The organism is Pseudoxanthomonas sp., assembly GCF_027498035.1.
Lineage (GTDB): Bacteria > Pseudomonadota > Gammaproteobacteria > Xanthomonadales > Xanthomonadaceae > Pseudoxanthomonas_A.
In genome coordinates, this window is sequence record NZ_CP114978.1 from 1,723,645 (window position 1) to 1,748,567 (window position 24,923).

A 24,923-nucleotide genomic window follows, 5' to 3' on the forward strand; every position below is an offset into this window, starting at 1 on the left:
GCTGCAATGGCGGGTCAAGACCCGCCCTACGCCATCAAGGCCAGCAGGCGATCCAGCCGTGCGTGCGGATCGTCTTCCTGCAGCACCGCCAGGCGCTGGGCATCGGTCAACGGCAGCAGTTCGGCCAATCGCCAGCCCACCCATGCGGCGCTGTCCAAGTCGCTGGCGCGCATGTTCGGCGGGGTCGCGCCGGCCTTCTCGAAGATCTTTTCCAGCACCGTGGCCAGCAGGCCGTGCTCGGGACGCAGCTCGTCATCACCCTCGGGCAGACACCAGTCGATTTCGCCCATCACCACGCCGTTGTCACGCACGCGGGTGCGCTGCACGTGGAAGCGCCGGCCGCCGCGCAACCGCAGATTCAACAGGCCATCTTCCCCCGTGGAGAAATCCTCGATGGTCGCCTCGGTGCCGTAGGCGGCGGGCGTGGCCGGCTTGCCGGCTTCCTCGCCTTCCAGGATCAGACACACGCCGAATCCGCGACCACTGCGCCCGCATTCGCGGATCAGGTCCAGGTAGCGGCGTTCAAACACACGTAGCCCCAGCCCGGCACCGGGCAACAGCACGGTATGCAGCGGGAACAGCGGCAGGGATTCGGAAGACGGCATGGCTTCAGTGTAAACACGGCGCGGCAGGCAGGCCTGCACATCGCCTGGACGGAAAGGTCAGGCCCGCAGCGTGGCCAGGAAACGGCGCGGCGCGCCATCGAACCCGCCATTGGACATGAAGACCACCTGGTCGCCCGCCCGCACCAGGCCACGCAGCGCTTCGATCAGCGCATCGGTGTCGGGCACGGCGCGCGCATCACCACGCACCTGCGCAATCACCTTGCCCGCATCCCACGCCAGCTCCGGGCGATGCAGGAACACCACCGCGTCCGCGCCATCGAGTGACGGCGCCAATGCGTCGGCGTGCGCACCCAGACGCATCGAATTGCTGCGCGGCTCCATCGCCACCACGATCCGCGCATCGCCAACCTTCGCGCGCAGCCCCTCGAGCGTGGTCGCAATGGCGGTGGGGTGATGGGCGAAGTCGTCGTACACGGTGATGCCGTCATGCGTGCCGATCACTTCCAGTCGGCGCTTGACGCTGCGGAACTGCGCCAGCGCCGGCAGCACGGTGGCGATGTCCACGCCCACCGCATTGGCCGCGGCCAGCGCTGCAAGTCCGTTCAGCACGTTGTGCCTGCCCAACAGCGGCCAGTGCACTTCGCCGATCTCCACGCCGCTTTTCAGTACGGCAAACGCGCTGCCATCGGCGGCGATCAGGCGCGCACTCCAGTCCAGTGACGCATCGAAACCGAAGCGCTCCACCGGCGTCCAGCAGCCCATCGCCAGCACTTGTTCCAGGCGCGGATCGGCGCCATTGACGATCAACCGGCCATTACCCGGCACGGTGCGGACCAGATGATGGAACTGGCGCTGGATCGCGGCCACGTCCGGGAAGATGTCGGCGTGGTCGTACTCAAGATTGTTAAGGATCGCCACCGTCGGGCGGTAGTGCACGAACTTGCTGCGCTTGTCGAAGAACGCCGTGTCGTATTCATCGGCCTCGACCACGAACTCGGCACCCCGGCCTAACCGGGCGGAAACCCCGAAATCCTCGGCCACGCCGCCGATCAAAAAGCCTGGCGTGCGCCCGGCCGCTTCCAGCAGATAGGTCAGGATGGTCGTGGTGGTGGTCTTGCCGTGGGTGCCGGCCACGGCCAGCGTGGTGCGCCCCGGTAGCACCGCTTCGCTCAACCACTGCGCACCCGATGTGTAGTGGCGACCGTCGTTGAGTACCGCCTCCACCGCCGGATTGCCGCGCGACAACGCGTTGCCCACCACCACGGTGTCGCAGTCGGCCGAGATGTTCTGCGGCAGGTAGCCCTGCGCCAGGTCGATGCCCAGCTGCTCAAGCTGGGTGGACATGGGCGGGTAGATGGCCTGGTCGCTGCCTTCGACAGTGTGGCCCAGCTCGCGGGCCAGGGCCGCCACGCCACCCATGAAGGTGCCGGCGATGCCCAGGATATGCAGTTTGCTCATGGCGCGATTGTCGCCGATCACGCCGACCGGCACGACCTTCGCCCATGAAAGAACGGCAGGACGGCCGTTTCCCACGACACAGCCGCCCGAAGGGTGGCGCACAGGGAGGCATGCATGAAAAAGGCGCCTTGCGGGCGCCTTTTTCTTCATCGCGGAACAGGCATTCAGGCCTTGGCAGGCGCCAGGGCGTCGGTCAGGCGCTGGGTGACCTCGTCCAGCTCGCCCACGCCGTCGACCACGGTCAGGCGACCCTGTTCCTTGTAGAAGCCGATCACCGGCGCGGTGCTGTCGGTGTAGACCTGCAGGCGCTTGCGAACCGATTCCGGGTTGTCGTCGGCGCGGCCTTCGGCCTGGGCGCGGCCGGCGATGCGCTCGACCAGCAGTTCAGTCGGCACTTCCAGCTGCACGGCGGCGTCAAAGGGCTGGCCGATACGCGCCAGCAGCTGGCCCAGCGCGTCGGCCTGGGCCAGGTTGCGCGGGTAACCATCCAGGATGAAGCCGTTGGCCACGTCGGCCTGGGCCAGGCGCGATTCCAGCATGCCCAGCAGGATGTCGTCGGACACCAGGTTGCCGGCATCCATCACCGCCTTGGCCTGCTTGCCAAGCTCGGTGCCGGCGGCCACTTCGGCACGCAGCAGGTCACCGGTGGAAATGTGCGGGACTTTCAGGAAGTCCTTCAAGCGGGTGGCCTGCGTGCCCTTGCCCGAGCCGGGCGGTCCCAGAAGTACCAGTCGCATCGTGTCGCTCCAAAACATTCAATGAGGAAATCGGGGGAGCGAGACCGGGCTGCCAGCCTGCGGGCGGCGCCAACACGGTCCTCGCATCGATATGGGAAGCTTACCCCATCCGGTTCAGACCCCAAGGCGAGACGATGGTGGAATCCACTCTTCTATATGCCCAGTCCGGCGGCGTCACCGCCGTCATCAACGCCACCGCCTCGGGCGTGATCACCGAAGCCCGGCGCCGCAGGATCAAGGTCCTGGCGGCTCGCAACGGCATCCTGGGCGCCCTGCGCGAGGAGCTGATCGACACCTCCAGGGAATCCGCCGCCGCGATTGCGGCCCTGGCCCATACCCCAGGCGGGGCCTTCGGTTCATGCCGGGTCAAGCTGAAATCGCTGGATGCCGACCGCGCCCGCTATGCGCGCCTGCTCGACGTCCTGAAAGCGCACAACGTGCGCTGGTTCCTCTACAACGGCGGCAACGATTCGGCCGACACGGCCTGGAAGGTCTCGCAGCTTGCGCAGGCCTTCGGCTATCCGCTGACCTGCGTGGGCGTGCCCAAGACCATCGACAACGACCTGGCGGTGACCGACACCTGCCCGGGCTTCGGCTCGGCTGCCAAGTACACCGCCGTGTCGGTGCGCGAAGCCGCGCTGGACGTGGCCGCGATGGCCGAGACTTCGACCAAGGTGTTCGTCTACGAGGCCATGGGCCGCCATGCCGGCTGGCTGGCCGCGGCGGCAGGGCTGGCAGGCGCTACGCCTGACGATGCACCGCACATCATCCTGTTCCCCGAGCGCCCCTACGACGAAGCCAGCTTCCTGGCCCAGGTCGACAAGGTTGTGAAAAAGGTCGGCTACTGCGTGGTGGTGGCCAGCGAAGGCATCCGTACCGCCGATGGCAGCTTCGTCGCCGATGCCGGCGGCGCCAAGGATGCCTTCGGCCATGCACAGCTGGGCGGCGTGGCCTCGTATCTGGCCGGCCAGGTCAAGGGCACACTGGGCCACAAGGTCCACTGGGCGCTGCCCGATTACCTGCAGCGTTCGGCCCGGCACATCGCCTCGAAGAACGACTGGCTGCAGGCGCAGGCCGTGGGCAAGGCTGCCGTGCAATACGCATTGAAAGGCATGAACGCGGTGATGCCGGTGATCGTGCGCACGTCCAATGCACCGTATCGCTGGAAGATCGAACCGGCGCCGCTGTCCAAGGTCGCCAACCACGAGAAGACCATGCCCGCCAGCTTCATCCGCAAGGACGGCTTCGGCATCACCGCCAATGCACGCAAATACCTGGCCCCGCTGATCAAGGGCGAAGCACCTCTGCCCTACGGCAACGACGGCCTGCCCAAATACGTGACGCTGAAGAACGTGGCAGTCAAGAAGCAGCTGCCGGCCTGGGAAGACTGAGTCCGCGACCTGGATGGCGGATGTGGCACACGCCGCCATCCATCAACCCGCTCAGCGGCAGGCCTTGCCTTCCACTTCCAGTACCGCGGCGTAGGCCGGCAATGCAGCCAGCTTGCCGGCCGCGGCCTGCTGCTTGGCGTCTTCCAGGTAGATGCGGGCGCGGTCCTGGCCGTCCAGCTTGAGCGCCTGTCCGGCCGGCTTGCGCCAGACATGGACTACAGCCTGCTGGCCGCTGCAGCTGGCCGAGGGCACCTTGATGATGTCGTTGAGCTTCCAGCCCCTGGCGGCACTGGGCTGGACCTTGGCGTAATCCATGAACACCGCGCGCGCCTGGCAGTTTGGACTGGTGCGCATCACGGTCATATCGTAGGGCTTGGCCGGATCGCCGGTGAACTTACCCTCCATCCGGGCGCAGGCTTCGGGAATCTGCCGCAGCGTGTGCAGCGCGCCATCGGCCTGGGCGGTCCCGACCGGGCGCTGGATCTCGGGCGTTTCCTGGGCCGCGGCCGCCAGCGGCGACAGCGCGAGCGACAGGATGGCCAGGCGGAAATGGATGGATGGCATGAGCGGCTCCACAACTGGAAAGTTCGCCGGAGGCTGCCATGGCGTCCCTGAACGCGCGGTCGGGCGCTGCTCTTCGGCGCATGCCCCATCGCGGGCTCAACCAGCGGGCGTGACCGGCATCCCATGCCGGCTGCGTTCCTAGGAAAAAGCCGACGTCCTGCAGCTCCCCGCGCGAGGAGCGCGACCCATCGGCATCCCCCAGGCTTTTCCAGGAATGCGCCCCATGAAGATCGTCATGCTGACCGTGCACGAGGCCACCTCGGCCCGCAAGGTGGATTTTCACTTCTGGACCGACGTGCTCGCACGCCGCGGGGACAGGGTCGATTTCGTCACCGTCGGCATAAGCCCGCTGACCATGCTCAAGCGCCAGGGACGCCAGTTCCAGGGGCCGTTCAATGTGTGGCGAGACGTGGCGCCGCAGGTCCGCAAGCACCTATGGCGCCCGCTGTTCCACCCGATGTCACTGGGCAAGTCCGTGCTGAACACGTTGAGCAAGCCACTGTTCGCGCTGTATCCCATGCTGCTGTCGCGCAAGCTGTTGGACGGGATCGCCGATGCCGACGTCTTCATCGTGGAAAACGGCGCAGGCCTGTGCCTGGTGCCGACGCTGGCGCGCAAGTTTCCCCGGGCACGCTTCATCTACAGCGTGTGCGACCGCATCGCCACGTTGAACTACCACCCGATCATCCTGGAAGCCGAGCGCACCGCCCTGCCCTACTTCGATCTGGTGCGCGTGCCTGCCGAGGTGATGGTGGCCGACTACCCCACCGCCCGCAACGTGCGCTACATCCCGCACGGCCTGGACAAGGCCCTGTTCGACGAACACACCGCGTCGCCCTATCCGGTCGGCACCTGCAACGTGGTCAACGTGGGCGACATGCTGTTCGACGCCGATGCAATCACAACCATGGCCAAGGCCGAGCCGTCGGTGACCTTCCACCTGTTCGGCAAGAAAGCGTGCATCGATGAGGTACTGCCCAACGTGGTCACCCATGGCGAAGTGCCGTTTGCCACGATCGTGCCCTACATCCAGCATGCCGACGCGGGCGTGGCCCCATACCGGCCCGCCATCAATGCCGACTATCTGAGTCAGTCGAGCATGAAGATGACCCAGTACACCTACTGCCGGCTGCCGATCGTGGCACCTGACTTCGCCGCGCGCAGCACGCACATGTCGGCTTACGTCCCGGGCATGCCGGACTCCATCGTGGCTGCCCTGCGACGTGCGCTGACCTACGACCGGAGCAGTATCGACAACAACCAGGTGCTGGATTGGGATGACGTGACACAATTGATGCTGGCCCACGGCAACGCATCACAGACGGTGTTGAGCGACACCGCAGGGGCATCATCTACGGCGACGTTGGCGACATCCGTACTTGCAGCCGACATGGGCATGCCCGCCGGCGCCTGACCCCCTGCGTCTCGTGCGGAATGCGCCCTGGAAACCTCATCCCCTGGCGCGTCCCGCAAGCGTTGCCTGCTGCGCGTCCGCGGCACTGCGTCATGACCCCCGACTGGACCGGCCTACACTCAAGGCCGGCACGCAGCGCGCACCGCGCGGCCAATGCCAAACGCGCCACCGCCGCTTCCGGCTGGTGGTTGCAGTCCATCAGCCTTGGGAGGGGTCATGCTGGAACACTACGGTCTTGAGCTGGCATTGGTGTGCGCGGCGGTTGCGATCGCGTACGGCATCGTTTCATCGCGGTGGGTATTGTCACGCCCGGCCGGCAACGCGCGCATGCAGGAAATCGCAGCCGCCATCCAGGAAGGCGCACGCGCTTACCTCAACCGTCAGTATCTGACGATCGGCATCGTGGGCATAGTGCTGTTCGTGCTGGTCGGGGTGTTCCTCAACTGGCCCACGGCGATCGGCTTCGCATTGGGCGCCGTGTTGTCGGGTGCAGCCGGATACATCGGCATGAATGTCTCGGTGCGCGCCAACGTGCGCACCGCAGAAGCCGCACGCCACGGCATCAGCGCGGCAATGGATGTCGCATTCCGCGGTGGCGCCATCACCGGCATGCTGGTGGTCGGCCTGGGCCTGCTGGGCGTGGCCGGTTACTGGGCCGTGCTGACCCACCACATGGGGTTGAGTGGCGAAGCGGCATTGCATGCCCTGGTCGGGCTGGCGTTTGGCTCGTCGCTGATCTCGATCTTCGCGCGGCTGGGTGGTGGCATCTTCACCAAGGGTGCAGACGTCGGTGCGGACCTGGTGGGCAAGGTCGAAGCCGGCATTCCCGAAGACGACCCGCGCAACCCGGCCGTGATCGCCGATAACGTCGGCGACAACGTTGGCGACTGCGCAGGCATGGCCGCCGACCTGTTCGAAACCTATGCGGTCACCGTGATCGCCACCATGCTGCTCGGCGGCCTGATGGCTGCAGAAGCAGGACCGAACGCCGTCCTCTACCCGCTGGTGCTGGGCGGGGTGTCGATCATCGCCTCGATCATCGGCGCACTGTTCGTGCGGGTGAAACCCGGCGGCTCGATCATGGGTGCACTCTACAAGGGCGTGATCGTCTCGGCCGTGCTGGCGGCCATCGCCTTCTATCCGGTCACCACCTCACTCATGCGCGATGCGGCCGTCGGTGCGATGCCGCTGTACGGCTGCGCACTGATCGGGCTGGTGCTCACCGGGGTGATCGTGTGGATCACCGAGTACTACACCGGCACTCAATACAAGCCGGTGCAGCATGTCGCATCCGCATCGACTACCGGCCACGGCACCAACATCATCGCGGGCCTGGGCGTGTCGATGAAATCCACCGCGATGCCGGTGATCGCGGTCTGCGCCGCGATCTGGGGGGCACATGCACTCGGCGGGCTATACGGCATCGCGATCGCCGCCACCGCGATGCTGTCGATGGCCGGCATGATCGTCGCGCTGGATGCTTACGGCCCGATCACTGACAACGCCGGCGGCATCGCCGAGATGGCCGAACTGCCGTCGGACGTGCGCGCGGTGACCGATCCACTGGATGCCGTCGGCAATACCACCAAGGCCGTCACCAAGGGCTATGCCATCGGCTCGGCCGCGCTGGCTGCGCTGGTGCTGTTCGCCGACTACACCCACAACCTGGCGACCGCGCACCCCGGCTCGATCTACACCTTCGACCTGTCCGACCACCGGGTCATCATCGGCCTGCTGATCGGCGGCCTGATTCCCTACCTGTTCGGCGCGATGGCGATGGAAGCGGTCGGGCGCGCGGCGGGCGCGGTCGTTGAAGAAGTCCGTCGCCAGTTCCACGAGATCACCGGAATCATGGATGGCAGCGGCAAACCGCAGTACCACACCGCCGTGGACCTGCTGACCCGCGCCGCCATCCGCGAAATGATCGTACCCTCGCTGCTGCCCGTGGCCGTCCCGGTCGTGGTCGGCCTGCTGCTGGGCGCACAGGCGTTGGGCGGGCTGCTGATCGGCACGATCGTGACCGGGCTGTTCGTGGCCATCTCCATGACCACCGGCGGCGGTGCCTGGGACAACGCCAAGAAGTACATCGAGGACGGCCACTTCGGCGGCAAGGGCAGCGAGGCGCACAAGGCTGCGGTGACCGGCGATACGGTCGGCGATCCCTACAAGGACACCGCGGGCCCAGCCATCAACCCACTGATCAAGATCATCAATATCGTGGCGCTGCTGCTGGTGCCGCTGCTGCCGGCGGCAGGCGTTGGCTGAACGGGAACACAGGCCGGAACCGCCTACCGGGCGGCTTCCGGCCCACCGTCACTGCTGCGTTGCAACAGCCCTGCGCTAGAATGCCGCCCACTATCGACCAAACCTCACACTGGAGCAGTACATGGGCCTTGGCAGCGTCCCCACCGGCAAGAATCCGCCGGATGAGATCAACGTCATCATCGAAATCCCCAAGGATTCCGAGCCGGTGAAGTACGAAGTGGACAAGGAATCCGGCGCGATCTTCGTCGACCGCATCCTCTCCACGCCCATGCGCTACCCCTGCAACTACGGCTACGTGCCGCACACGCTGTGCGGTGACGGCGACCCGGCCGACGTGCTGGTCGTACTGCCGCTGCCGCTGGTGCCCGGTTCGGTCATCCGTTGCCGCCCGGTCGGTGTGCTGCGCATGAGCGACGAAGCCGGCAGTGACGAGAAGCTGCTGGCCGTGCCGGTGGACAAGGTGTTCAGCGGCTACTCGCACATCAATGACATCGCCCAGGTCAGTGGCCACTGGCTGGAGCGTATCGGCCACTTCTTCGAGCACTACAAAGACCTGGAAAAGGGCAAGTGGGTCAAGCTCGATGGGTGGGGCGGCGCCGAAGAGGCCAAGAAGATCCTGCTGGAAGCCATCGAGCGCGATGCGCAGCAGGGCCACAAGTAAGTCTTCGCTTCATGCTTGATGAAAAAGGCGCCTCACGGCGCCTTTTTCTATTGATCAGGCCGCATCCAGGATCGGCCTCCCGTGCTCCGCCCGGCCAGAACCGCCGGATGTCATGCGGCACAAGCGGGGCGCATCAGGCGCAGGACAAAGCAGCCGCCCGCCTCCCGCACGGATGCAGCGTGCAGGGAAAACGCTGATTCACTCCTTCGGCCGCTGCGCGCGCAGGATGGTCAGTCCGATCAGACGCGACACCACCAGCGCGATGTACATCACCCCGGCAAACTGCTCCAGCATCACCAGCGCGCGCGCCGGCGGCTGCACCGGCACGATATCGCTCAGACCCACTGCCGACAGCACGCTGAAACTCAGATAGAGCAGTTCCATCCAACTGCGCGGCGCAGCAGCTTCGCCGCTGGCACCGAAGCTGCCCGGATACCACTGCTGGCAGACCGAAAACGCGAACGCAAATGCCCACGCCAGCAACGTGAAGGTTGCACCGGCGGCAAACAGCTCGTCACTTGTGACCCGATGGTCTTCCAGCATGTAGGCCGTCAGGCTGGCCGCCGTGTAGAAGTACAGCAGGCACTCCAGCGCCTGGGCGAAGATCACCAGTCCGCCAATGTGCTGCACCGTTCCGGCCAGTGAGCACACCACCGACGGCACCGCGAGCAGCCAGGCAATCCAGTTCGCCGACGGACCGCGGTTGACCACCCACAAGGCAAGCGAGAGCACCACGATCCCGAACGCCCCCAGCAGCGCACGGCCGGTTGCCGTGTCCTCCACCAAGGGATACAGCACCACGCCCAGCAACTGGACCACCAGCAGCATGGCAGAAGGGTGGCGACGGAGCAGTTTCAGCGAGGGCGTCATGGTTGCGACTGGAGGGCGACAAGCGGCGATGGTACGGCCGAGCACTGCATGCCAACCGTCTGCGCCCCACCCCGGCATTGGCAAGCCGGATTTCGAGTGCCGATCAATGCCGCCTCATGACGGAAATTGCGCGAATGCGTCAATACGGCACGACATGAATGGCACCAGACCCCATTTCATGCCATGACTTATGGGGCATTGCGCCAACAACTTTCATGTGATTTTTTTCAAAAAATTTCCATTAATTGATTTTTGTCACATTTTTAACTGAAATTTGTTTCATAAAAATTCATTTATGTCTTTTGATGGCAAATATGTTTCACGACATCATTTTTTGCAAATTTACGGCAGGAATGTGTCGTTAATTTCTCGTTCGCTCGCTGTTTCGCATGCGTTACGCGGGCCGCTTCTATTGCAGAACCTGCGGTCCTTCGGCGCACGTTTCGTGCGTCGTTGACTTATTTGCCTCAATCGGGAATACACACATGAGCCACCGCCACACCTCGCGTCCCCTGCGACGCACCGCTCTGGCCCTCGTGCTGGGCGCAGCCCTCGCGCACGGCAGCGCCTTCGCACAGAGCACCTCCGGCGACATCACCGGTACAGCACCGGTCGCGCAGGGCGAGACGATTCAAGTGACCAGCATCAGTTCAGGCGTCACACGTCAGGTGACCGTCGATGCATCAGGGCGCTTTCGTGCCGCGTCACTGCCAACTGGCGCGTACACGCTGACACTCACGAATGCCAGCGGCGAAAAGTCGACGCGTAATGTCACCGTCATTGCCGGCCAGACAAGCACCGCCAGCTTCGGCGATGCCGATGCGACCAGCCTAGACCGCGTCGTGGTAACTGGCACCAACCTCAATGCGATCGACCTGTCCAGCGTCGAGTCACGCACTACCTTCACTGCTGACCAGCTCAACAGCCTGCCGGTCGGACGTGACATCACCAGCGTCTCGCTGCTGACACCCGGAACCGTGGCAGCCAGCGGCTACTTCGGCCCGGCGTCCTTCGGTGGCGCGTCGGCTGCTGAAAACAGCTACTACGTCAGCGGTTTCAACATCACCAACCTCTACGACAGCCTGTCGTTCTCGGAAGTGCCGTTCCAGGCCATCGACCAGCTGGACGTGCAAACCGGCGGCTATGGCGCCCAGTACGGCTTCTCGACCGGTGGCGTGACCAGCGTCAACGTCAAGCACGGCACCAACGAGTGGAAGGGCGGCGTTAGCTGGACCGGTGCGCCCGATTCACTGCGCGAGAATATTCCGGACACGACCCGTGGCGATGGGCAGACTGCCCGCTCTTACGAGAACAACTACAGCTCCTCGAACGTGACCACGGCATGGATTGGTGGTCCGCTGATCAAGGACAAGCTGTTCATCTACGCGCTAGGCCAGTTCAGTCAGTCGAACTCCACCAGCTATGCCGCTCGCAGCGGAACCAGCAAGACCTCGGTCTCCACCACGGCACAGGACTACGAGTCCAAGACGCCTTACTGGCTCGTCAAGCTGGACTGGTATCTGAACGACTGGAACCACTTCGAATACACCGGTTTCGACAATAGCCGCCGCTACACCTACGACTACTACAACGGCGCCTACGACGGCGTTGCCGCGGGTTCGGAAGCGCACAAGACCAAGTACCTGGGCCAGCTCGTCGGCAAGAGCGGCGGCCAGACCGACGTCTTCAAATGGACCAGCAACCTGACCGACAACCTGACTGCATCCCTGCAGTACGGCCAGATGCGGAATCAGAGCTCCGAGTTCCTGGTTTCGCCGGATGGCACCCAGAGCTATTACAGCGGTGACATCAATGGCCCGATCGGCGACTGCCCGGTCGTCTACTCCTACGATGTCGGCGGCTATCTGGGCTGCGCCGTCAGCCAGTCCTCCATCAACATGAAGGGTGGTTCGAACGAGCGTAAGGCAACCCGTCTGGATTTCGACTGGCAGCTGGGTGATCACAAGGTCGGCTTTGGCTACAGCGATGAGCGCTGGAAATCCAAAGCAGGTAGCGCGTATTCGAGTGGTGGCTACTACACGTATGACACCGATGACGATGGTGTGCCGTACGTCGACCTGTACACGTACCGCACCGGCGGCAAGGTCGAAATCGACCAGAAGTCCTGGTACATCGACGATCACTGGCAGATCACCGACAACTTCATGTTGTACGGCGGCATCCGCAACGACTCGTTCGACAACAAGAACACCGATGGCGTGAGCTTCGTCAAGCAGGACAACATCTGGCAGCCGCGCCTGGGCTTTGCCTGGGACATCCTGGGTAACGGCCGCGACAAACTCTACGGCTCGCTGGGCCGTTACTCCCTGCCGATCGCCGCCAACGTTGCGCTGCGTGCCGCCAGTGCGTCCTACTACACGGACACCTTCTACACCTACGACAGTATCGACCCTGTTTCAGGCAAGCCAATCAATCCCGTCTCTTATTTGAATGGCTCCGCAGACACCATCTCGAACGGTGAAAACGGCACGACTCCTGATCCGAAAGCCGTCGCCTCCAGTGGCCTGAAGCCATACACGCAGGACGAAGCCATCCTTGGCTACCAGCATCAGTTCTCCTCGGACATCGCGTTCCTGGATAACTGGACCGTGGGCATCAAGGGGACCTATCGCCGCATCAACAACGTCATCGATGACACCTGCGATGCACGGGCCGTCTATAACGCGGCCACTGCTCAAGGGTTGACGCTGTCGAACTGGGACAGCGAATGGGAGGTTCCAGGCAATCTGCCCGGCTGCTACCTCTACAACCCGGGAGAAGATCTCAACATCACCATGGATGTGGATGGCAACGGCACGCTGGACAACATCCATGTCGACGGCAGCGACCTGGGGCCGAAGGCAAAGCGTTACTACAAGGCCATGACCCTGAGCGCCGACAAGGCAACAGACAAGTGGTACGTCAGCGCCAGCTACACCTGGGCCAAGCTCAACGGCAACTACGAAGGCCTGGTCAAGAGCACTAACGGTCAGGATGACACCGGCACGACGTCAGACTTTGATTTCAAGGAAATCATGTATGGCGCCGACGGCTACCTGTTCAATGATCATCGCCACAGCTTCAAGCTCTATGGCGGTTATAAATTCACCGATCAGTGGTCCGTGGGTGCAAACCTGCTCGTTCAATCTGGTGCACCGATTAGCTGCCTGGGTGGCGGTTATGGCAGCTTCGGGACCAAGTATGGTTATTCGGGCGTGTTCCACACGTGCAACGCAGGTACCGACGATATCGCTAATCTGGGCAGCGCAGGCCGCACACCTTGGACGGCGACTTTCAGCCCGAACCTGAACTACACGCCATCCTGGCTGCCGGGCCTGAGCGCACAGCTGTCGATCATCAACGCGTTTAATTCGGTCAAGCCCCTGCAGGTGTATGAAACCAAGTACACGCAGAACTCGGCCGGCACGGTCACCAACTACTACAACTACAAGGTTGGCAAGTACTTCACTGATCCGCGCTACGTCCGCCTGCAGGTGCAGTACGACTTCTAAGCGGTGACCTCAAAGGCGTCTGTTCGAGCCGGATGTAGAAGAAGAACCCCGCCAGCAATGGCGGGGTTCTTTGCCTTGTCGCTGGCGCCGGCACGTATTTCATCTTTCGGCATATTCACTGCAGGACATCTTTGCGCTATTTTTCGCTCGGGAATCGAACTGACATTTTCGACAGGGGAAAGACAATGCGTGCATGGAGGCGGGCCGTTCTGGCCGCGCTGATGGGCGGCGCCTGCCTGGGCGCCATGGCCGCCGAGCCGGTACCGGTCGAGGCGTTCGCGAAATTCAGCAAGATGGAATCGCCACGACTCTCGCCCGACGGCAAATACCTGTCGGTGTCGGTGGACATGGACGAGGGACGCTCTGCCCTGGCGGTCTATCGGATCGCCGACATGACCCAGACCGCGCTGCTCAAATTCCCACGTTTCGAGATGGCCTACCAGGTCGAATGGGTGAGCAACCAGCGCCTGGTAATCGCCAAGGGCCGCAGGATCGGCACGCTGGAAAAGCCGCGCCCGTCGGGCGAAGTCATCGCCAGCAACTTCGACGGCACCAACCAGAAATACGTCTATGGCTACGAACAGCGCGCGGCCATGTCCACGCTCGACCGCGGCTTTGGCTACATCGAAGGCGTGCCGGAAGTGCCGAACGGCCACTTCTACCTGCGCCAGCTTTCGCTGGAGACACGCCGTTCGATGGTCTACGACGTGGATAGCGTGAAGCTCTCCTTCCATCTGGTCGCGGACATCGACAAGCCGGACCTGGACTTCGTGCTGGATCACACCGGCAAGGCCCGCTTTGCGGTCGGCACCGATGTCGACGACAACCCGCTGATCTATCGCTCGAACAACAACACCTGGCAGCCGATGTCCGCCACCAGCGAAGAACTGTGGCAGCCGTTCGCTTTCTCGCCCGACGATACCCAGGTCTATGGCTGGCTCACGCATCACAATGGCCCGACCCAGCTGGTGCGCAGCGACCTGCAGGGCGGCAATCGCCAGGTGCTGGCCAAGGATGACTTCGCCAGCGTCGGCGATCTGCAATGGACCCATACGCCGGGCGTGCCGTTCGCGGCCCGGACCGGGCGCGGGCCAGTGAAGTTCACGTACTTCGACACCAGTTCGGCCGATGCCCAGTTGCATCAGCAATTGACCCAGGCACTGCCCGGCAAGCACGTGGAATTCATCAACCAGAGCCAGGACGGCCAGGTGATCCTGATCGCCATCACCAGTGACAAGGATCCGGGCGCCTGGTACCTGCTCACACGCAGCGACAACAAACTGAATCGCTTGCTGACCCAACGCGAGGGCATCGATCCGGCCCGGATGGGCGAGCGCCGCTCGCAACGCTTCACGACTAGCGACGGCAAGGTGCTGGAAGCCATCCTGACCTTGCCCGCCGGCGTCTCTGACCCGAAGAATCTACCGATGGTGCTGCTGCCGCACGGTGGACCGCACGGTGTCGAGGACGACTGGGATTTCGATACCGACGCCCAGTTCCTGGCCAGCCGTGGCTATCTGGTGCTGCAGGTCAACTATCGCGGCAGCAGCGGACGCGGCTATGCCTTCCAGGAAGCCGGCTACCTCAAGTGGGGAACGCGCATCCAGGATGACCTGCTCGACGGGGTCCGCTGGACGATCGACCAGGGCATGAGCGATCCGAAGCGGATCTGCGTGTATGGCGGCAGCTTCGGCGGCTATTCGGCGATGATGACCGCGGCACGCGCGCCGGGCATGTTCCAGTGCGCCGTGGGCCTGGCCGGCATCTACGACCTGGACATGATGTACAACAAGGGCGACATCCGGACGACCGAATCCGGCCGCCACTACCTGCAGCGCGTGATCGGACGCGACCAGGCCGCGCTGGATGCCAACTCGCCGGTCAGCCTGGCCTCCAGGATCAAGATCCCCGTCCTGCTGGCACACGGCGAGGACGACCAACGCGCGCCGTTCGCCCAGGCCAAGGCCATGCGCGCGGCGCTGACGGCGGCAGGCAATCCGCCGCAGTGGCTATCCGTGCCCAAGGAAGGCCATGGGTTCTACAGTGAAGCCAACAACGTCACCTGGTTCAAAACGCTGGAAGCCTTCCTGGACGCGCACATCGGCACGGCCAGCCCCTGAGGCAGGAACGCCGGCACAGCCTGCACCGGCGCCCTCCTTCTTCGGCCGCGGTACCAGCCTTGACCACGCGCCGCAGGTAGATGCTGCGTGTTAATGCGCTGGCACAGCACCATGGTTGCCAAAGAAACAAAAATCAGCGCTTGACAGCCCCTGCAAGCCCATGTTTTTCTGCCGTCCTCATGAAGAACAGCCGTCACCCGCACCAGATCCTGCAGACCGCGCCCGCCGCGGCCTCGCTCCTCGTGCTCGTACTTATTCCCTCGCCCACCGGTGCGGAACGTACGGACGTGTAAGCAAGAATCACACGAAATCCTACGAAACCCCGCACTGCGAAGTGCGGGGTTTCGTGCTTTCAGCCCCCAAGAAAAGTTTCACCACCAACCTTCGACCGACCCACAGGACTGCCTCAATGACCGCTTCGACCTCCAATCTTCCCCAGCCCACCATCGCCATCGTCGGTTACGGCAGCCAGGGCCGCGCCCATGCGATGAACCTGCGTGAGTCGGGCTTCGATGTGACGGTCGGCCTGCGTCCAGGCGGCCCGACCGAAGCCAAGGCCAAGGCCGACGGCTTCCTGGTCAAGACCCCGGCCGAAGCGGTGAAGGACGCCGACCTGGTCGCCGTGCTGACCCCGGACATGGTCCAGAAGACCCTGTACTACGACGTGCTGGCCCCGAACATGAAGCAGGGCGCGGTATTGCTGTTCGCCCACGGCCTGAACGTGCATTTCGGCATGGTCGAGCCGCGCGCAGACCTGGACGTGGTCCTGGTCGCGCCGAAGGGCCCGGGCGCGCTGGTCCGCCGCGAATATGAAATCGGCCGCGGCGTGCCGTGCATCTACGCCGTCTACCAGGACAAGTCCGGCCAGGCCGAGCAGTTCGCCCTGTCCTACGCCGCCGGCCTGGGCGGTGCGCGCGCCAACATCATCAAGACCACGTTCAAGGAAGAGACCGAGACCGACCTGTTCGGCGAGCAGGCCGTGCTGTGCGGCGGCGCCTCGTCGCTGGTCCAGGCCGGTTTCGAAACGCTGGTCGAAGCTGGCTACCAGCCGGAAATCGCCTATTACGAAGTGCTGCACGAACTGAAGCTGATCGTGGACCTGTTCTACGAAGGCGGCATCACCCGCATGCTGGAGTTCATCTCCGAAACCGCGCAGTACGGCGACTACGTCAGCGGCCCGCGTGTGATCGACGCCGACACCAAGGCGCGCATGAAGGACATCCTGACCGACATCCAGGACGGCACGTTCACCAAGAACTGGGTCGCCGAGTACGAAGCCGGCCTGCCGAACTACAACAAATTCAAGCAGGCCGACATGGAGCATCCGATCGAAGTGGTCGGCAAGCAGCTGCGCGCCAAGATGGTGTGGCTGGCTGACAACGCACCGAAGGCAACAAACCAGGCCGCAGCCGCATGAACGCGACTGTCGCCACTGCCCCACGCAATGGCGCCCGCTGGATCGCTCACGCCCTGGAAACCGAGGGCGTGGAAACGATCTTCGGCTACCCGGGCGGCACCATCATGCCGTTCTACGACGCGCTGGTGGATTCAAAGCTGAAGCACATCCTGGTCCGCCACGAGCAGGGTGCGGCACTGGCCGCCAACGGTTTCGCGCGCGCCTCCGGCAAGGTCGGCGTGTGCGTGGCCACCTCCGGCCCGGGCGCGTCGAACCTGGTCACCGGCATCGCCGATGCGATGCTGGATTCGGTGCCGATGGTGTGTCTGACCGGCCAGGTCGCCACGCCCCTGATCGGCACCGATGCCTTCCAGGAGCTGGACGTGTTCGGCATGACCATGCCGATCGTCAAGCACAGCTTCCTGGTGCGCAGCGTCGATGAACTGCCGCATGTGTTCGCCGAAGCCTTCCGCATTGCGCGCGAGGGCCGTCCCGGGCCGGTCCTGATCGACCTGCCCAAGGACGTGCAGATCACCGATGCCTCGCATCTGCCTGACCACGTGCCTGCTGCGGTCGAACCGCCACCGGCACCGGCGGCCGATGCGATCGCCGATGCACTGGCCGCGATTGCCAGTGCGGAAAAGCCGGTGATCTACGGCGGCGGCGGGATCGCCCTGGGCAATGCGGTCGAGGCCTTCCGCCAGTTCGTCGAAGCCAGCGGCATCCCGACCGTGCTGACCCTGCGCGGCCTGGGCGCCCTGCCCGCCAACCATCCCAACTACCTGGGCATGCTGGGCATGCACGGCACCCGCGCGGCCAACATGGCCGTGCAGGAAAGCGACCTGCTGATCGTGGTCGGTGCGCGCTTCGACGACCGCGCCACCGGCAAGCTGGCCGAGTTCGCTCCGTTCGCCCGCGTCATCCACCTGGATGCCGATGCCTACGAGATCTCCAAGCTGCGCACGGCCAACGTTGCCATTCCCGGCGACGTGGCCACCGGCCTGCAGGCGCTGGGCAGCGCACGCAGCACCTGTTTCGCCTGGAAGGCACGCTGCGCCAGCAACCGCGAACGCTTCGGCTTCCGTTACGACGCGCCGGGCACCGACATCTACGCACCGGCCCTGTTGAAGCGACTGAGTGAAGTGGCACCTTCGGACGCGATCATCACTTCCGATGTCGGCCAGCATCAGATGTGGGTGGCCCAGCACTGCAAGTTCAACCACCCGCGCAACCACCTGACCAGCGGCGCGCTGGGCACGATGGGCTTCGGCCTGCCGGCAGCGATGGGCGCGCAGTTCGCCGAACCGAATCGCACGGTCGTGCTGGTCAATGGCGATGGCGGTTTCATGATGAACGTGCAGGAGCTGACCACCATCGCCCGCTGCAAGCTGCCGGTGAAGATCGTGCTGCTGGACAATTCCGCGCTGGGCATGGTCCGCCAGTGGCAGGAGCTGTTCTTCGCCGAGCGCTACAGCGAGATCGACCTGTCCGACAACCCGGACTTCGCCGCGCTGGCCAAGGTGTTCGGCATTCCAGCCCGTCGCATCGAAGTGCGCGATCAGGTCGACGACGCCCTGGCCGAACTGCTGGCCACGCCCGGTCCAGCCCTGCTGCATGTGGTCATCGACATCAAGGCCAACGTCTGGCCGCTGGTGCCGCCCAACCACGCCAACAGCTCGATGCTGGAATCCAACCCCGCAAAGGCCGCCACGGAGCCTACGTCCCATGCAATACCGGCTTGATCTGATCGTGAAACCGGCCGAAGGCGCCCTGGTGCGCGTGATCGGCATGGTGGAACGCCGCGGCTTCGTCCTGCGCGACGTGCATGCCACGCCACATGCCGATGGACGCTGGCGCCTGCAGATGCAGGTGGACAGCACGCGCCCGGCCGAAACCCTGCGCCACCAGCTGGAAAAGGTGTACGACTGCGAGTCGGTCACCGTCGGGGTGGCCGCTGCGGCCATGGTACAGACCGGAGTAGCGGCATGAAGATGTCCGCTGTTCCCTCGGAACCCGCTGTACGGAGGGGTCTTCTCGCACTCCACCGCGTTACGTGCCGCAATGCCTGACAACGGCCGCACCGGCAACATCCCCCATCGCGCTGGTGACCGTCAGGTTGCCGGCGCCGATGCGCTGGCCGCACGCCTGGGTGACACGCGGCCATGGTCGCGAAGTCAACGTGGCCTCCACACCCGCAATCGCCCAGAAGACCCACCGCTCCCCCCTCCTCCCGACGCCACCCCGCTGCAAACAACACGCCGCCCCATCGCCGTCAGGACGGCCGAAGCCGTAGAGGAATCCATCGCATGAATACCAATATCCAGACCGACAACGTACGCATTTTCGACACCACCCTGCGCGACGGCGAGCAGTCCCCCGGTTGCAGCATGTCGCCGCAGCAGAAGCTGGTCATGGCCCGCGGCCTGGCCGAGCTGGGCGTGGACGTCATCGAGACCGGCTTCCCGGCCAGCTCGCAGTCCGACCGCGAAGCCATGACGCTGATCGCACGCGAAATCCGCACGCCAACCCTGGCGGTGCTGTCGCGCTGCCTGCCCGGCGACATCGAGACCTCGCTGCGCTCGCTGGAGGCTGCCGCCAAGCCGCGCCTGCACCTGTTCCTGTCCACCAGCCCGCTGCACCGCGAGCACAAGCTGCGCATCACCAAGGAGCAGGTGCTGGCATCGATCGACACGCACGTGCGCCTGGCGCGCGCCGGCGTGGACGATGTCGAGTTCTCGGCCGAGGACGCGACCCGCACCGAAGAGGACTTCCTGATCGAAGTGGTCAAGACCGCGATTGCCGCCGGTGCCACCACGATCAACCTGCCCGACACCGTTGGCTTCACCACGCCGGAAGAAATCCGCGGCATGTTCTCGCGGATCATCGCCACGGTGCCCGGCGCCCGCGACGTAATCTTCAGCACCCACTGCCACAACGACCTGGGCCTGGCCGTGGCCAACTCGCTGGCCGCCATCGAAGGTGGCGCGCGCCAGGTGGAAGGCTCGATCAACGGCATCGGCGAACGCGCCGGCAACTGTTCGATCGAGGAAATCGTGATGGCGCTGAAGGTACGCAACGCCTTCTACAACCTGGACACCGGTGTGGACACGCGCCGCATCGTGCCCACTTCGCAGCTGCTGCAGCGCCTGGTCGGCATGCCGGTCCAGCGCAACAAGGCCATCGTCGGCGCCAATGCGTTCGCGCACGAGTCGGGCATCCACCAGCACGGCATGCTGCGCCATCGCGGCACCTACGAAATCATGCTGCCGCAGGACGTGGGCTGGCCGGACACGCAGATGGTGCTGGGTCGCCACAGCGGCCGCGCCGCGGTCGAAGCGCGCCTGCGTGCGCTGGGCTACCTGCTGGAAGAGGACGAACTGAAACTGGTGTTCGAACAGTTCAAGGCCCTATGCGAGAAGCAGCGCGTGGTCAACGACGCCGACCTGCAGACCCTGATGCAGGACGCCAGCGTCAGCGAAGGCTACCGGCTGTCGTCGATGACGATTTCCGATGTCGGCAACCGCGCCAACGCACTGGTCGAACTGTCCGACCCGGACGGCAACCGCGTGGCCGAAACCGCGCAGGGGAACGGCCCGGTCGATGCCTTGTTCGGCGCGCTGTCCGCGGCCACCGGCGTGCAGCTGACCCTGGACAGCTACCAGGTGCACAGCGTCGGCATCGGCACCGATGCGCGCGGCGAAGCCAGCCTGTCGGTACGCCATGAAGGCGTGGAGTACGAAGGCACCGGCACCAGCAAGGACATCATCGAAGCCAGCGCCCTGGCCTGGCTCGACGTGGCCAACCGTCTGTTGCGCGCGCGCCAGACCAGTCCCGCCACGCCCTCCGAAGCCGCGGCTGCCTGATCCCGTCCCTGCCATGACCACCAACACCACATCGCCCACGGCCGCCGCCGGCCAGACCTGGAACGCAACCCGCTACGCGCACGACGCCGGCTTCGTGCCGACGCTCGGCGCACCGGTCGCGGAACTGCTTGCGGCCCAGCCGGGCGAACGCATCCTGGACCTGGGCTGCGGCGACGGCGTGCTGACCGCGCAGCTGGCGGCCAGCGGCGCACGCGTCATCGGCGTCGACGCCTCGCCCGAGCTGATCGCCGCGGCGGTGGAGCGCGGTGTCGACGCGCACGTGATGGACGGCCACGCGCTGGCTTTCGACAACCGCTTCGATGCGGTCTTCAGCAATGCGGCCCTGCACTGGATGCGCGAACCCAACGCCGTGCTGACCGGCGTGCAGCGCGCGTTGAAGCCCGGCGGCCGTTTCGTCGGTGAATTCGGTGGCCACGGCAATGTCGCCGCCATCGTCACCGCGATGCGTGCCGCGCTGTGCGCCAACGATGCGGGCGAGCCGACCTTCGCCTGGTTCTTCCCGACCGCCGACGAATACACCGCGCTGCTGCAGGAACACGGTTTCGAGGTCGAGCAGATCGCGCTGATCCCGCGCCCGACGCCACTGCCCACCGGCATCGCCGGCTGGCTGCGGACCTTCGCCGATCCGTTCCTGGCTGATGTCGATGCCCAGGTGCGCCAACGCGTGCTGGAAGACACCGAAACCCTGCTGCGCCCGGCCCTGTGCGACACGCACGGCCGCTGGCACGCCGATTACGTGCGCCTGCGCTTCGTCGCGCATGCCACCACCTCCGATTTCAAGCAAGGCAATCCACAATGAGCCCAGCCCCCCGCACCCTGTTCGAAAAACTGTGGGACGCGCACGTCGTGATCCCGGAGAGCGACACCGCGCCTGCGGTCCTCTACATCGACCTGCACCTGATCCACGAAGTGACCTCGCCGCAGGCCTTCACCGAACTGCGCGCGCGCGGCATCGCGCCACATCGCCCGGACCGCACCAAGGCGACGATGGACCATTCCACGCCGACCTTGCCCCGCAATGCAGACGGCAAGCTGCCCTACTACACCGCCGCCGCGGAGAAGCAGGTCGAGACGCTGGAAGCCAACTGCGCCCAGTACGGCATCGAGCTGTTCGACATGGGCTCGGACAACCGCGGCATCGTCCATGTGATCGCGCCGGAACAGGGCTTCACCCAGCCGGGCATGACGATCGTCTGCGGCGACAGCCACACCTCCACCCATGGCGCGTTCGGCTCGCTGGCCTTCGGCATCGGCACCAGTGAAGTCGGCCACGTACTGGCCACCCAGTGCCTGCTGCAGCGCAAGCCCAGGACCATGTCGATCACGGTCAACGGTCCGCTGGCGCCGGGCGTGGGCGCCAAGGATGTGGTCCTGCACATCATCGGCGTGATCGGCGTCAACGGCGGCACCGGCTACGTACTGGAATATCGCGGCTCCACCATCGAGGCGATGGACATGGAGCAGCGCATGACCCTATGCAACATGTCGATCGAAGCCGGCGCTCGTGCCGGCATGGTCGCCCCGGACCAGGTCACCTTCGACTACGTCGCAGCCACCCCGCGTGGGCCGAAGGGCGCCGACTTCGATGCCGCCGTCGACTACTGGAAGACCCTGCGCAGCGATGAGGGCGCGACCTTCGACGCCAGCGTGGTGATCGACGCGGCCGACATCCGCCCGACCATGACCTGGGGCACCCATCCAGGCACGGCGATCGCCATCGACGCGCCGATCCCAGCCACCAACGATGCCGCCGCGCAGAAATCGCTGGCCTACATGGGCTTCGAGGCCGGTCATGCCGTGGCCGGCGCCAAGGTCGACGTGGTGTTCGTCGGTTCTTGCACCAACGGCCGCCTGAGCGACATGCGCGACGTGGCCCGCGTGCTGGCCGGGCGCAAGGTCGCCGATGGCGTGCGCATGCTGGTGGTGCCGGGTTCGGAGATCGTCAAGCGCCAGGCCGAAGCCGAAGGCATCGACGTCATCGTCCGCGCCGCTGGCGCGCAGTGGCGCGAGTCGGGCTGCTCAATGTGTATCGCCATGAATGGCGACCTGGTCGCCCCGGGCGAGCTGGCCGTGTCCACCAGCAACCGTAATTTCGAAGGCCGCCAGGGCCCCGGCTCGCGCACGTTGCTGGCCTCACCGCTGGGCGCGGCGTGGTCGGCGGTGCAGGGCCGCGTGGCCGATGTGCGCGAGATGTTCGAAGCAAATCCACAGAAGGAAGTGGCGTGATGTCCAGCCCCGAAACCACCCAGGCCGCCAGCGTGGCCTTTTCCGCTACCGTGGCCAGCGCACTGGCCCGCAGCATCCGCGACACGCCGCTGCGACCGCAGGCCGAAGCCCTGGCCGCCAGCGCCGCCGAGATCGTGGTCACGCCGCCCGTCGAAGACGCGCAGGAGGCCGTGTAATGGCCGGCCTGCAGACCGTTACCTCGCAAGCCGTGGTGCTGCGTTCGAGCAACATCGACACCGACCAGATCATCCCGGCACGCTTCCTGTCCACCACCGAACGCGCCGGCCTGGGCCGGTTCGCGTTCAACGACTGGCGCTGGAAGAGTGAAGGCGTGCCGAATCCGGAATTCGCCTTCAACCAGCCTGAAAACGCCGGCCGACAGATCCTGCTGGCCGGACGCAACTTCGGCTGCGGCTCCTCGCGCGAACACGCGCCGTGGGCACTGACCGACCTGGGCCTGAAGGCGGTGGTGTCCAGCGAGATCGCCGACATCTTCCGCAACAACAGCCTGAAGAACGGACTGATCCCGATCGTGCTGGCCGAAGCCGACGTGCAGGCGCTGATGGAGCGTCCGGATGACGAACTGACCATCGACGTGGCCGCGCGCGAACTGCGCACGCCCGATGGCCGCTGCTACACCTTCCCGCTGGACGGGTTCTCCCAGACCTGCCTGCTGCAGGGCGTGGACGAACTGGGCTACCTGCTGGCCCGCGCACCCGATATCGCACGTTACGAGGCTTCCCATGCACGCTGACATCGTCGTCCTGCCCGGTGACGGCATTGGTCCGGAAGTGGCCGCTGCCGCGGTCACCGTCCTGAAGGCCGTCGCCAAGCGCCACGGTCACGACTTCACCTTCGCCGAGCACGACATCGGTGGCATCGCCATCGACCGCCATGGCGTGCCATTGCCGGAATCCACCACCATCGCCTGCCAGAAGGCCGATGCGGTGCTGCTCGGCGCGGTCGGCGGGCCGAAGTGGTCCGACCCCAATGCCAAGGTGCGTCCGGAGCAGGGCCTGCTGGCGATCCGCCGCGCGCTTGGCCTGTTCGCCAACCTCCGCCCGGTGCGTCCGCACCCAGCCGCGCTGGATGCCTCACCGATCAAGCCACACCTGCTGACCGGCGTGGACATCATGGTGGTGCGCGAACTCACCGGCGGCATTTACTTCGGCGAGAAGACCCGCACCGCCGATGCCGCCAGCGACCTGTGCAGCTATTCGGTGGCCGAGATCGAGCGCGTCCTGCGCAGCGCCTTCCAGCTGGCCAAGGCCCGCCGCGGCAAGGTCACCTCGGTGGACAAGGCCAATGTGCTGGAGACCTCGCGCCTGTGGCGTGACGTGGCCACGCGCATCGGCCGCGAAGAGTTCCCGGACGTCGAGCTGGAGCACCAGCTGGTCGACTCGATGGCGATGCACCTGCTGGCCAAGCCGCGCGAGTACGACGTGATCGTCACCGAGAACATGTTCGGCGACATCCTCACCGATGAAGCGTCGATGCTGGCCGGTTCGTTGGGCCTGCTGCCGTCGGCCTCGCTGGGCCAGGAAGGCAAGGTCGGGATCTATGAACCGATCCACGGTTCGGCCCCCGACATCGCCGGCAAGGGCATCGCCAACCCCTACGCGACGATCCTGTCGGCAGCCATGCTGTTGCGGCATTCACTGGGCCTGGAAGACGAAGCCCAGTGCATCGAACGCGCCGTCAGCGCCGCCCTGGACACCCGCGCCTTCACTGCCGACCTGGCCAGCCCGGACATCGCCCTGTCCACCCTGCAGGCGACCGACGCCGTGATGGAGCAGCTGGACATCCACTGCTTCGTCGCCGACCTGCGCGACTGACCCGGCCCGCGGGCGTCCCGGTAA

General features: G+C 65.1%; 20 protein-coding genes. 15 read left to right on the plus strand and 5 right to left on the minus strand.

The window, feature by feature from the left end; translation table 11 throughout:
• Nucleotides 1-26: 26 nt before the first annotated feature.
• The 3 genes from O8I58_RS07545 to O8I58_RS07555 all read right to left on the minus strand — a co-directional run bounded on the left by O8I58_RS07545 (nucleotide 27) and on the right by O8I58_RS07555 (nucleotide 2,761).
• The gene (locus O8I58_RS07545) at nucleotides 27-605 is read right to left on the minus strand and encodes an LON peptidase substrate-binding domain-containing protein (RefSeq protein ID WP_298321935.1); all 579 of its coding nucleotides are present in this window, start codon (nucleotides 603-605) and stop codon (nucleotides 27-29) included.
• Nucleotides 606-662: 57 nt separating this feature from the next.
• Entirely contained in the window at nucleotides 663-2,024 is a 1,362-nt protein-coding gene (gene mpl / locus O8I58_RS07550; protein WP_298321937.1) for a UDP-N-acetylmuramate:L-alanyl-gamma-D-glutamyl-meso-diaminopimelate ligase, read from the minus strand.
• A 164-nt stretch (nucleotides 2,025-2,188) separates the two neighbouring features.
• Nucleotides 2,189-2,761, minus strand: coding sequence for an adenylate kinase (locus tag O8I58_RS07555; protein ID WP_298321938.1), 573 nt, complete (start codon nucleotides 2,759-2,761; stop codon nucleotides 2,189-2,191).
• Nucleotides 2,762-2,895: 134 nt separating this feature from the next.
• On the opposite strand from O8I58_RS07555, the gene O8I58_RS07560 reads away from it, so the two are divergent.
• A complete protein-coding gene (locus tag O8I58_RS07560) occupies nucleotides 2,896-4,152 on the plus strand; it encodes a 6-phosphofructokinase (RefSeq protein ID WP_298321940.1) in 1,257 nt (418 codons plus the stop codon).
• Nucleotides 4,153-4,203: 51 nt separating this feature from the next.
• Here O8I58_RS07560 and O8I58_RS07565 read toward each other — a convergent pair whose 3' ends face one another.
• Nucleotides 4,204-4,716: a hypothetical protein gene (locus tag O8I58_RS07565; RefSeq protein WP_298321942.1), complete on the minus strand. Its 513-nt coding sequence runs from the start codon at nucleotides 4,714-4,716 to the stop codon at nucleotides 4,204-4,206.
• A gap of 223 nt (nucleotides 4,717-4,939) precedes the next feature.
• Here O8I58_RS07565 and O8I58_RS07570 point away from each other — a divergent pair, with 223 nt between their 5' ends.
• From O8I58_RS07570 to ppa, 3 genes are all read left to right on the plus strand, one after another.
• Nucleotides 4,940-6,130: a GumK N-terminal domain-containing glycosyltransferase gene (locus tag O8I58_RS07570; RefSeq protein ID WP_298321944.1), complete on the plus strand. Its 1,191-nt coding sequence runs from the start codon at nucleotides 4,940-4,942 to the stop codon at nucleotides 6,128-6,130.
• 216 nt (nucleotides 6,131-6,346) lie between these two features.
• Nucleotides 6,347-8,395, plus strand: a complete 2,049-nt coding sequence (locus O8I58_RS07575; protein ID WP_298321946.1) for a sodium-translocating pyrophosphatase — start codon at nucleotides 6,347-6,349, stop codon at nucleotides 8,393-8,395.
• A 121-nt stretch (nucleotides 8,396-8,516) separates the two neighbouring features.
• Nucleotides 8,517-9,056 (plus strand): inorganic diphosphatase, encoded by a 540-nt coding sequence (gene ppa / locus O8I58_RS07580; RefSeq protein ID WP_298321948.1) that lies wholly within the window; start codon nucleotides 8,517-8,519, stop codon nucleotides 9,054-9,056.
• A 198-nt stretch (nucleotides 9,057-9,254) separates the two neighbouring features.
• Here ppa and O8I58_RS07585 read toward each other — a convergent pair whose 3' ends face one another.
• The gene (locus O8I58_RS07585) at nucleotides 9,255-9,926 is read right to left on the minus strand and encodes an ion channel (RefSeq protein ID WP_298321950.1); all 672 of its coding nucleotides are present in this window, start codon (nucleotides 9,924-9,926) and stop codon (nucleotides 9,255-9,257) included.
• Between the two features lie 485 nt (nucleotides 9,927-10,411).
• On the opposite strand from O8I58_RS07585, the gene O8I58_RS07590 reads away from it, so the two are divergent.
• The 11 genes from O8I58_RS07590 to leuB all read left to right on the plus strand — a co-directional run bounded on the left by O8I58_RS07590 (nucleotide 10,412) and on the right by leuB (nucleotide 24,899).
• Nucleotides 10,412-13,438, plus strand: a complete 3,027-nt coding sequence (locus tag O8I58_RS07590) for a TonB-dependent receptor (RefSeq protein ID WP_298321952.1) — start codon at nucleotides 10,412-10,414, stop codon at nucleotides 13,436-13,438.
• Nucleotides 13,439-13,623: 185 nt separating this feature from the next.
• Nucleotides 13,624-15,558 carry an alpha/beta hydrolase family protein gene (locus O8I58_RS07595; protein ID WP_298321954.1) on the plus strand — a complete coding sequence of 645 codons (1,935 nt, stop codon included), beginning with the start codon at nucleotides 13,624-13,626 and terminating at the stop codon, nucleotides 15,556-15,558.
• A gap of 409 nt (nucleotides 15,559-15,967) precedes the next feature.
• Nucleotides 15,968-16,975 carry a ketol-acid reductoisomerase gene (gene ilvC, locus O8I58_RS07600; RefSeq protein ID WP_298321956.1) on the plus strand — a complete coding sequence of 336 codons (1,008 nt, stop codon included), beginning with the start codon at nucleotides 15,968-15,970 and terminating at the stop codon, nucleotides 16,973-16,975.
• Entirely contained in the window at nucleotides 16,972-18,696 is a 1,725-nt protein-coding gene (gene ilvG, locus O8I58_RS07605) for an acetolactate synthase 2 catalytic subunit (RefSeq protein ID WP_298321958.1), read from the plus strand. Before ilvC ends, ilvG begins: the two co-directional genes overlap by 4 nt.
• The gene (locus tag O8I58_RS07610) at nucleotides 18,680-18,943 is read left to right on the plus strand and encodes an ACT domain-containing protein (protein ID WP_298321960.1); all 264 of its coding nucleotides are present in this window, start codon (nucleotides 18,680-18,682) and stop codon (nucleotides 18,941-18,943) included. Before ilvG ends, O8I58_RS07610 begins: the two co-directional genes overlap by 17 nt.
• A gap of 317 nt (nucleotides 18,944-19,260) precedes the next feature.
• A complete protein-coding gene (locus O8I58_RS07615) occupies nucleotides 19,261-20,817 on the plus strand; it encodes a 2-isopropylmalate synthase (protein WP_298321962.1) in 1,557 nt (518 codons plus the stop codon).
• 13 nt (nucleotides 20,818-20,830) lie between these two features.
• Nucleotides 20,831-21,637 (plus strand): class I SAM-dependent methyltransferase, encoded by an 807-nt coding sequence (locus tag O8I58_RS07620; protein ID WP_298321964.1) that lies wholly within the window; start codon nucleotides 20,831-20,833, stop codon nucleotides 21,635-21,637.
• On the plus strand, nucleotides 21,634-23,064 hold the full coding sequence (gene leuC / locus O8I58_RS07625) for a 3-isopropylmalate dehydratase large subunit (RefSeq protein WP_298321966.1): 1,431 nt from the start codon (nucleotides 21,634-21,636) through the stop codon (nucleotides 23,062-23,064). Before O8I58_RS07620 ends, leuC begins: the two co-directional genes overlap by 4 nt.
• Nucleotides 23,064-23,240, plus strand: coding sequence for a hypothetical protein (locus tag O8I58_RS07630; protein ID WP_298321969.1), 177 nt, complete (start codon nucleotides 23,064-23,066; stop codon nucleotides 23,238-23,240). The genes leuC and O8I58_RS07630 overlap by 1 nt, the downstream gene beginning before the upstream one ends.
• Nucleotides 23,240-23,818, plus strand: coding sequence for a 3-isopropylmalate dehydratase small subunit (gene leuD, locus O8I58_RS07635; RefSeq protein WP_298321972.1), 579 nt, complete (start codon nucleotides 23,240-23,242; stop codon nucleotides 23,816-23,818). The genes O8I58_RS07630 and leuD overlap by 1 nt, the downstream gene beginning before the upstream one ends.
• The gene (gene leuB / locus O8I58_RS07640; protein ID WP_298321974.1) at nucleotides 23,808-24,899 is read left to right on the plus strand and encodes a 3-isopropylmalate dehydrogenase; all 1,092 of its coding nucleotides are present in this window, start codon (nucleotides 23,808-23,810) and stop codon (nucleotides 24,897-24,899) included. Before leuD ends, leuB begins: the two co-directional genes overlap by 11 nt.
• Nucleotides 24,900-24,923: the final 24 nt, after the last annotated feature.

Excerpts from the sequence above, each read along its gene's own strand:
- O8I58_RS07545 (WP_298321935.1), bottom strand. The coding sequence starts at position 605 with ATGCCGTCTTCCGAATCCCTGCCGCTGTTCCCGCTGCATACCGTGCTG.
- mpl (WP_298321937.1), bottom strand. The coding sequence starts at position 2,024 with ATGAGCAAACTGCATATCCTGGGCATCGCCGGCACCTTCATGGGTGGC.
- O8I58_RS07555 (WP_298321938.1), bottom strand. The coding sequence starts at position 2,761 with ATGCGACTGGTACTTCTGGGACCGCCCGGCTCGGGCAAGGGCACGCAG.
- O8I58_RS07560 (WP_298321940.1), top strand. The coding sequence starts at position 2,896 with ATGGTGGAATCCACTCTTCTATATGCCCAGTCCGGCGGCGTCACCGCC.
- O8I58_RS07565 (WP_298321942.1), bottom strand. The coding sequence starts at position 4,716 with ATGCCATCCATCCATTTCCGCCTGGCCATCCTGTCGCTCGCGCTGTCG.
- O8I58_RS07570 (WP_298321944.1), top strand. The coding sequence starts at position 4,940 with ATGAAGATCGTCATGCTGACCGTGCACGAGGCCACCTCGGCCCGCAAG.
- O8I58_RS07575 (WP_298321946.1), top strand. The coding sequence starts at position 6,347 with ATGCTGGAACACTACGGTCTTGAGCTGGCATTGGTGTGCGCGGCGGTT.
- ppa (WP_298321948.1), top strand. The coding sequence starts at position 8,517 with ATGGGCCTTGGCAGCGTCCCCACCGGCAAGAATCCGCCGGATGAGATC.
- O8I58_RS07585 (WP_298321950.1), bottom strand. The coding sequence starts at position 9,926 with ATGACGCCCTCGCTGAAACTGCTCCGTCGCCACCCTTCTGCCATGCTG.
- O8I58_RS07590 (WP_298321952.1), top strand. The coding sequence starts at position 10,412 with ATGAGCCACCGCCACACCTCGCGTCCCCTGCGACGCACCGCTCTGGCC.
- O8I58_RS07595 (WP_298321954.1), top strand. The coding sequence starts at position 13,624 with ATGCGTGCATGGAGGCGGGCCGTTCTGGCCGCGCTGATGGGCGGCGCC.
- ilvC (WP_298321956.1), top strand. The coding sequence starts at position 15,968 with ATGACCGCTTCGACCTCCAATCTTCCCCAGCCCACCATCGCCATCGTC.
- ilvG (WP_298321958.1), top strand. The coding sequence starts at position 16,972 with ATGAACGCGACTGTCGCCACTGCCCCACGCAATGGCGCCCGCTGGATC.
- O8I58_RS07610 (WP_298321960.1), top strand. The coding sequence starts at position 18,680 with ATGCAATACCGGCTTGATCTGATCGTGAAACCGGCCGAAGGCGCCCTG.
- O8I58_RS07615 (WP_298321962.1), top strand. The coding sequence starts at position 19,261 with ATGAATACCAATATCCAGACCGACAACGTACGCATTTTCGACACCACC.
- O8I58_RS07620 (WP_298321964.1), top strand. The coding sequence starts at position 20,831 with ATGACCACCAACACCACATCGCCCACGGCCGCCGCCGGCCAGACCTGG.
- leuC (WP_298321966.1), top strand. The coding sequence starts at position 21,634 with ATGAGCCCAGCCCCCCGCACCCTGTTCGAAAAACTGTGGGACGCGCAC.
- O8I58_RS07630 (WP_298321969.1), top strand. The coding sequence starts at position 23,064 with ATGTCCAGCCCCGAAACCACCCAGGCCGCCAGCGTGGCCTTTTCCGCT.
- leuD (WP_298321972.1), top strand. The coding sequence starts at position 23,240 with ATGGCCGGCCTGCAGACCGTTACCTCGCAAGCCGTGGTGCTGCGTTCG.
- leuB (WP_298321974.1), top strand. The coding sequence starts at position 23,808 with ATGCACGCTGACATCGTCGTCCTGCCCGGTGACGGCATTGGTCCGGAA.